The following is a 740-nucleotide window of genomic DNA, read 5'->3' as shown; positions in this document are numbered from 1 at the left end:
GTTCATGGGCAGGAGTCGCCCCAGGGAATAACGAAAGTGCCGGAAAACGAAAGTCAGGGAAAACCCGCAAGGGAAACCAGAAGCTTCGTAGCACCCTGGTGGAAGCCGCCCGTGCCGCTGCTAGGTCCAAACACACCTATCTATCCAGCCAGTACCACCGTATTGCTGCACGCCGGGGGGCCAATCGTGCAGCGGTTGCGGTCGCTCATAGCATCCTGACTATTGTCTACCATCTCCTCAAAAAGAAGCAGACTTACATCGAACTTGGTCCACATTACTACGAAGAACGCAAGCGCCATCAAGTCGCCAGACAAGCGATTCGGAAGTTGGAAACACTAGGGTTTAAGGTCATGGTAGAGCCGTCAAATCAAACAGCGTAGTTAACCGAAACAGTAACCATCAGGTGCATAAACATGACTTATTCCAGCAAATACCAATCTGCTGGTGTTAACACCCCCTGGATTTTTTGTGCTTTTTTCATGGACTTAAATTTTCGGGATAGAGTAGACACAAAAAGTAGAGAGTTTAGGCCACTTTTTTACTAGATTCATAGTACATGCGTTCGTATTCAGTGGGAGTGTGATACCCTATCGAAGAATGAATTCTCTTTCGGTTGTAGAAAAATTCTATATACTCATAGATCCGCTTGATGGCTTCTTCACGAGTCTTAAACTTTTCTAAGTAAATCAACTCTTTTTTGATGATGCTATGAAAGGATTCAATACAGGCGTTGTCATAGC

Annotated in this window: 2 protein-coding genes; one reads left to right on the top strand and one right to left on the bottom strand. The window is 45.4% G+C overall.

Annotated features, from left to right (window positions below; genetic code table 11):
- A partial coding sequence (locus IEW48_RS16810; RefSeq protein WP_188624725.1) for a transposase occupies positions 1 to 380 on the top strand: 380 nt, incomplete at its 5' end.
- 145 nt (positions 381 to 525) lie between these two features.
- Here the strand turns inward: IEW48_RS16810 and IEW48_RS16805 are convergent.
- The coding region (locus IEW48_RS16805) for an IS3 family transposase (RefSeq protein WP_188624724.1) at positions 526 to 740 on the bottom strand (215 nt) is incomplete at its 5' end.

The sequence above is a fragment of the Caldalkalibacillus thermarum genome (genome assembly GCF_014644735.1).
In the GTDB taxonomy this organism is placed as follows: domain Bacteria; phylum Bacillota; class Bacilli; order Caldalkalibacillales; family Caldalkalibacillaceae; genus Caldalkalibacillus; species Caldalkalibacillus thermarum.
This window is presented reverse-complemented; position numbering and strand designations above follow the sequence as displayed.